A 6,168-nucleotide genomic window follows, 5' to 3' on the forward strand; every position below is an offset into this window, starting at 1 on the left:
GCCGGCAACGCGGCCAACACGGCCACCGCCCGGTCGGGATGCGCTAGTGCCCAGGCGGCGGCCACCGCGGCACCGATCGAAACGCCGCCGACGGCGATCGGACCATGGCGCGCTGCGTCGTCCAACGCGCTCAGGTAGCCCTCGATCAAGCAATTCGGCTGGGGCGGCGGCGCCAAAACCTGCGCGCCGACCTCGCAGAGCGGTCCCGCGAAGGCGCGGGTGATGTAGTCGTCGTCGGATCCTGTTCCCGGCAGTATGACGGTGGTCACGCCGCTCAGGTCGATAGCCATGTCTCGATACTGCCCGGCCGCCGATGGGTATCCGCATGGGGCGGGAACTAACCGGTCTACGGTGTCCGTTGGCGTGAGAGGATCGGCTTCCAACCCGTGGAAGATGTTGGACCTACAGGACGGTCAGGAGAGGCCATGGCGGCAGAAGGTTATCTGCGCCGGCTCACTCGTCGGTTGACGGAGGACCCCGAGCAGCGCGACGCCGAGGAATTATCCGACGAGGCGGTCAACACCGGCGCGCAGCGGGCCATCGACTGCGAGCGAGGCCAGGAGGTCACGATGGTCGGAACACTGCGCACCGTGGAAACCAACGCCAAGGGTTGCGCCGCCGGGGTTCGCGCCGAGCTGTTCGACGGCACCGACACCGTGACCCTGGTGTGGTTGGGACAACGGCGGATTCCCGGAATCGACTCGGGCCGCACGCTGCGGGTGCGGGGCCGGCTGGGCAAGCTGGACAACGGCACCAAGGCGATTTACAACCCGCACTACGAAATTCAGCGGTGAAGCCTCCGGTGAACGGTGCGACCGAAGCCAGCGATGTGACCCCGGCCGCCGAGAGCGACGCCGAGTCCGCAGCTGCAAACTCGACCCCTGCCGAGCGGGTGATGGCACAGCTGGGCGGTGTGCCGGGGATGATCTACTCCTCGCTGCCGGTCTTGGTGTTCGTCGGGACCTCGAGGCTGCTGGGGTTGGCGGCGGCAGTCGGCGCAGCCCTCGGCATTGCCACGCTCATCCTGCTGTGGCGGCTGATCCGGCGTGAGTCCGCGCAGCCGGCGGTGTCGGGCCTGATCGGCGTCGCGGTCTGCGCACTGATCGCCTACCTGCTGGGGGAGTCCAAAGGATATTTCCTGCTGGGCATCTGGACGTCGCTGCTCTGGGCGGCGGTATTCGGGGTGTCGATACTGATCCGGCGGCCGGTGGTCGGCTACATCTGGAGCTGGCTGCACGGGCACGACCGAGCCTGGCGCGACGTGCGCCGTGCCGTCTACGCCTTTGACGTCGCCACGCTCACCTGGGTGCTGGTTTTCGGCGCCCGCTTCGTGGTGCAGCATGTGCTGTATGAATCCGACCGCACGGGCTGGCTCGTGGTGGCGCGGATCGCGATGGGCTGGCCTCTGACCGCAGCGGCAGCGGTGGTGACCTACGTGGCGATCAGGGTGGCGCAGCGCGCTCTGGCGGAGAGCACCGTCAGTGCGGTGGCAGCACCAGCTGACGCAACTCCTCCTCCGCCTCGCTGACGGCCACAAACAGCAACTCGTCGCCACCTTCGAGCGGTTCATCGTCCTGCGGCACGATGACCCTGGGCCCGCGCAGGATCGTCACCAGCGCGGTGTCACGCGGCAGCTGCAGCTTCCGCACCGGCTTGCCGCCCCACGGCGTGTCGTCGGGCAGCGTGATCTCCACGAGATTGGCCTGACCGTTCCGGAACTCCATCAGCCGCACCAAGTCTCCGACCGCGACGGCTTCCTCGATCAAGGAAGCCAGCATCCGCGGGGTGGACACCGCCCAGTCGACGCCCCAGGCGTCGGTGAACAGCCACTCGTTGCGGGGATCGTTGACCCGGGCCACCACCCGGGGGACCGCGAACTCGGTTTTGGCCAGCAAGCTGAGCACCACGTTCGCCTTGTCGTCGCCGGTGGCGGCCACGACGACGTCGAAGTCCTCCATGCGTATCGACTGCAGCACGCTCATCTCGCAGGCGTCGCCGAGCCGCCAGTGCGCAGCGGGGATGGCGTCGATGTCAATGTGCTCCGGGTTGCGCTCGATCAGAGACACGTCGTGACCGTTTTCCAGGAGTTCGCGGGCGACCGAGCGGCCGACCGCGCCGGCTCCGGCAATAGCGACTTTCATGGCTCAAGGTCCTCGCTCGGCGGCAACGCCGCAATGGCCAATGCTTCTGCAACGCGGCCGGAAACGGCGGCGATGTAGATCTGATCACCGGCCTGGATCACCGTCTTCGGTTCCGGAAGGACACCGCTGCCGAATCGGATCATAAACGCCACCCGAGCGCCGGTGGCCGTCTCCAGATCGGTCGCCCGACAACCGACCCAGCCCTCATGCAGCGCGACCTCGACGACTGCGACGGTCCCGGTGGGGTCTCGCCACTTGGTCGTCTCGGTGTCTTGGGTGAGCGCGTTGAGCAGCCGATCGGTGGTCCAGGGCACGGTGGCAATCGTGGGAATGCCGAGCCGTTCGTAGACCTCAGCACGTTTGGCGTCATAGATCCGCGCGACCACCCGCGGCACCCGAAAGATTTCCCGTGCCAGCCGCGCCGAAATGATGTTGGAGTTGTCGCCGGACGACACCGCGGCGAACGCATCGGCGTCCTCGATCCCGGCCCTGACCAGCACGTCTCGGTCGAAGCCCATGCCGAGAACGCGCTCACCGGCGAAGTCGGGGCTCAGCCGGCTAAATGCGGTGCTGTCATGGTCGATGATCGCGACGTCGTGGCCGATCCGGGACAACCCGTCGGCCAACGACGACCCCACCCGGCCGCACCCCATCACAACCACTCGCACGTGCGGGTCCTCTCGGCCTGCGGGTTATTAGTCGGGTCCCGACGAGAGAACCGTACCGGCAACGCCGGGTGGGCTTATTCTTGGCTCTCGTGTCCAAATTTTCGACCGCGGCGCGTCGGTTGGTTCTGGGTCGGCCGTTTCGCAGCGATCGGCTGAGCCACACCCTGCTGCCCAAGCGGATCGCCTTGCCGGTGTTCGCTTCCGATGCGTTGTCCTCGGTGGCCTACGCCCCCGAAGAAATCTTCCTGATGCTGTCGGTGGCCGGGCTGGCGGCGTACTCGTTGACGCCGTGGATCGGCCTGGCGGTGGCAGCGGTGATGCTGGTCGTGGTGGCGAGCTACCGGCAGAACGTGCACGCCTACCCATCCGGCGGCGGCGACTACGAAGTGGTCACCACCAACCTGGGCGGCAACGCCGGACTTACGGTCGCGAGCGCTCTGCTGGTGGATTATGTTCTCACGGTGGCTGTTTCGACAGCATCGGCTATGTCGAACATCGGATCTGCCATTCCATTCGTGGCCACCCACAAGGTGCTGTTCTGCGTAGCCGCGATCCTGCTGGTCATGGCGATGAACCTGCGCGGTGTGCGCGAGTCCGGGTTGGCCTTTGCGATTCCCACCTACGCGTTCATCGTTGGCATCGGCCTCATGCTCGGCTGGGGATTGCTTCGGATTTATATCTTCGGCGAGCCGCTTCGGGCCGAATCCGCCAGCTTCGTGATGCATGCCGAGCGCAGCCAGATCGCCGGCTTTGCGATGGTGTTTTTGGTGGCGCGGTCGTTCTCGTCGGGCTGCGCAGCGCTCACCGGTGTGGAGGCGATCAGCAACGGGGTGCCCGCATTTCAAAAACCCAAGTCGCGCAACGCGGCTACGACACTGCTGCTGCTGGGCACGATCGCGGTCAGCCTTTTCATGGGCATCATCCTGCTGGCCGAGAAGACCAAGGTGCAGGTTGTCGACGATCCCGCCACGCAGCTGAGCGGTACTCCGCGCGACTATCAACAGAAGACTCTGGTGACGCAGATCGCTCAGGCGGTGTTCGGCAGTTTCCACATCGGGTTCCTGCTGATTGCGGCGGTGACCGCGCTCATCCTGGTCTTGGCGGCCAACACGGCGTTCAACGGGTTCCCGGTACTAGGCTCGGTCCTGGCGCAACACAGTTATCTTCCGCGCCAACTACATACGCGAGGCGACCGGCTGGCGTTCTCCAACGGCATTGTGTTCCTGGCGGTGGCCGCGCTCGCGGCGATCATTGCGTTCCGCGCGCAAGTCACCGCGCTGATTCAGCTCTACATCGTCGGGGTGTTCATTTCGTTCACACTGAGCCAAATCGGCATGGTCCGACATTGGACTCGGTTGCTGCGCAATGAGACCGATCCGGCCGTCCGGCGCACGATGCTGCGGTCGCGGGTGATTAACACGGTCGGCTTCGTGGCCACCGGCGCGGTGCTGTTGGTGGTATCGATCACCAAGTTCCTTGCCGGGGCGTGGATCGCCGTTGTCGCCATGGCTTTGCTCTTCGTCCTCATGAAAATGATCCGCAAGCACTACGACACGGTCAGCCAGGAACTGGAGCAGCAGGCTGCCGAGGACACTGACGTCGTCTTGCCCAGCCGCAACCACGCCGTGGTGTTGGTGTCGAAGTTGCATCTGCCGACACTGCGCGCGCTGGCCTACGCACGCGCTACGCGGCCCGATGTGCTGGAGGCCGTCACGGTGAGTGTCGACGACGCGGAGACCCGGGGTTTGGTCCGCAGATGGGAAGAGAGCGATATCAGCGTGCCGCTGAAGGTCATTGCGTCGCCGTATCGTGAAATCACCCGTCCGATACTGGGTTACATCAAACGAGTGAGCAAAGAATCGCCGCGCACCGTGGTGACGGTCTTCCTTCCGGAGTACGTCGTGGGCCATTGGTGGGAGCATGTGCTGCACAATCAGAGCGCGCTGCGGCTAAAGGGCCGGTTGCTGTTCATGCCGGGAGTAATGGTGACATCGGTTCCCTGGCAACTGAATTCGTCGGAGCGGCTCAAGACGATGCAGCCGCATGCGGCGCCCGGCGACGCCCGCAGAGGGATTTTCGATTGACACCTTTGGCAGAACTGACGTTGACCCTCGGCGCGCCGGCCAACGGGGGCAGCTGCGTTGCACGTCACGACGGCCGGGTGGTCTTCGTCCGCTACGCGTTGCCTGGCGAGCGGGTGCGGGTGCGGGTTACCGCAGACCGAGGTTCTTACTGGCACGCCGAGGCGGTCGAGGTCATCGAGCCGTCGGACCACCGTCGGGCGTCGTTATGCCCGATCGCCGGGGTGGAGGGTGCCGGTTGTTGCGATCTGGCTTTCGTCGAGCCGGCCGCCGCGCGTGCACTCAAAGCCGAGGTGGTGTCTAATCAGCTTGCCCGCCTTGGTAATTACCAGTGGAGTGGAACCGTCGAACCGCTCTCGGCGGTGGGTCCGACCGGTTGGCGAACCCGGGTCCGGCTTGACGTCGGCGCTGACGGCCGTCCCGGATTTCACCGCTACCGCAGCGACGAGCTGATCGCCGATCTCAATTGCGGTCAGCTGCCGGCCGGGATGACCGACGGTCTTGCCTCCACCGCATGGCCGCCCGGGGCGCATCTGCACGTTGTCGTCGACGACGACGATCAGCGCCATGTAGTGCGCACGGCGCGACAGGGCCGACGAACTTCGACCGAGGTGGTCGAGGGCAGTTACGAGGGCGTGCAGCGGGCGGGCCGGCACAGCTGGCAAGTACCGGTGACGGCTTTCTGGCAGGCCCATCGCGACGCGGCACGGACTTACAGCGCTCTGGTGAGCGAGTGGGCCCAACCAGACTCGGGCATGACCGCCTGGGATCTCTACGGTGGCGTAGGGGTTTTCGCCGGAGTGCTCGCGGACGCGGTGGGGGAGTCCGGACTGGTGGTCAGTGTCGACAGCTCACGGGCCGCGTCGCGTGCGGCGCGCGCCACCCTGGGCGATCTCGCGCAGGTGAGCGTGATCACCGATTCGGTCCGGCGGGCATTGACCGCACAACGCCGTGGTGCCGATGTGGCGGTCCTGGATCCGCCGCGCGCCGGCGCCGGACGTGAGGTGATCGATCTGCTGGCCGCGGCCGAGGTCCCGCGGGTGGTGCATATCGGTTGTGAGGTGGCATCATTCGCGCGCGACATCGGCCTGTATCGCCAGCAGGGGTATGCCGTCGAGAAGATCTCGGTGTTCGACTCGTTCCCACTCACCCATCACACCGAGTGCGTCGCGCTGTTGACGCGATGACGGCTTACATTGACGCGGTTGCCTCAACGCCCTGCTCACTCCTTCATTGCTGCGGCCAACAGGCCCGATGCCGTGATCACCCCTAGTAACT

General features: G+C 65.8%; 6 protein-coding genes and 1 pseudogene. 4 read left to right on the forward strand and 3 right to left on the reverse strand.

Annotated elements, in window-relative coordinates:
- Window positions 1–290 (reverse strand): annotated as a pseudogene (locus tag WB785_RS07125) (alpha/beta hydrolase); the annotation flags it as partial.
- A 135-nt stretch (window positions 291–425) separates the two neighbouring features.
- Between WB785_RS07125 and WB785_RS07130 the strand changes: the two are divergent.
- On the forward strand, window positions 426–794 hold the full coding sequence (locus WB785_RS07130; RefSeq protein ID WP_424078116.1) for an OB-fold nucleic acid binding domain-containing protein: 369 nt from the start codon (window positions 426–428) through the stop codon (window positions 792–794).
- A 101-nt stretch (window positions 795–895) separates the two neighbouring features.
- Entirely contained in the window at window positions 896–1,528 is a 633-nt protein-coding gene (locus WB785_RS07135) for a DUF3159 domain-containing protein (RefSeq protein ID WP_424078122.1), read from the forward strand.
- On the opposite strand, the gene WB785_RS07140 is transcribed toward WB785_RS07135, so the two are convergent.
- Window positions 1,479–2,141 carry a potassium channel family protein gene (locus tag WB785_RS07140; protein ID WP_424078118.1) on the reverse strand — a complete coding sequence of 221 codons (663 nt, stop codon included), beginning with the start codon at window positions 2,139–2,141 and terminating at the stop codon, window positions 1,479–1,481. The two genes, WB785_RS07135 and WB785_RS07140, sit on opposite strands and share 50 nt — an antisense overlap.
- Window positions 2,138–2,809, reverse strand: a complete 672-nt coding sequence (locus WB785_RS07145) for a potassium channel family protein (RefSeq protein ID WP_424078119.1) — start codon at window positions 2,807–2,809, stop codon at window positions 2,138–2,140. The genes WB785_RS07140 and WB785_RS07145 overlap by 4 nt, the downstream gene beginning before the upstream one ends.
- 89 nt (window positions 2,810–2,898) lie before the next feature.
- On the opposite strand from WB785_RS07145, the gene WB785_RS07150 reads away from it, so the two are divergent.
- Window positions 2,899–4,893, forward strand: a complete 1,995-nt coding sequence (locus tag WB785_RS07150) for an APC family permease (protein ID WP_424078121.1) — start codon at window positions 2,899–2,901, stop codon at window positions 4,891–4,893.
- Between the two features lie 5 nt (window positions 4,894–4,898).
- Complete coding sequence (locus WB785_RS07155; protein WP_424078123.1) at window positions 4,899–6,077, forward strand: class I SAM-dependent RNA methyltransferase; 1,179 nt, start codon at window positions 4,899–4,901, stop codon at window positions 6,075–6,077.
- The last annotated feature ends 91 nt before the right edge of the window (window positions 6,078–6,168 follow it).

Source organism: Mycobacterium sp., assembly GCF_049585075.1.
Taxonomy (GTDB): domain Bacteria; phylum Actinomycetota; class Actinomycetes; order Mycobacteriales; family Mycobacteriaceae; genus Mycobacterium.

Bases quoted from the DNA above. Each gene is read 5' to 3' on its own strand.
- WB785_RS07130 (WP_424078116.1), top strand. From the start codon at position 426: ATGGCGGCAGAAGGTTATCTGCGCCGGCTCACTCGTCGGTTGACGGAG.
- WB785_RS07135 (WP_424078122.1), top strand. From the start codon at position 896: ATGGCACAGCTGGGCGGTGTGCCGGGGATGATCTACTCCTCGCTGCCG.
- WB785_RS07140 (WP_424078118.1), bottom strand. From the start codon at position 2,141: ATGAAAGTCGCTATTGCCGGAGCCGGCGCGGTCGGCCGCTCGGTCGCC.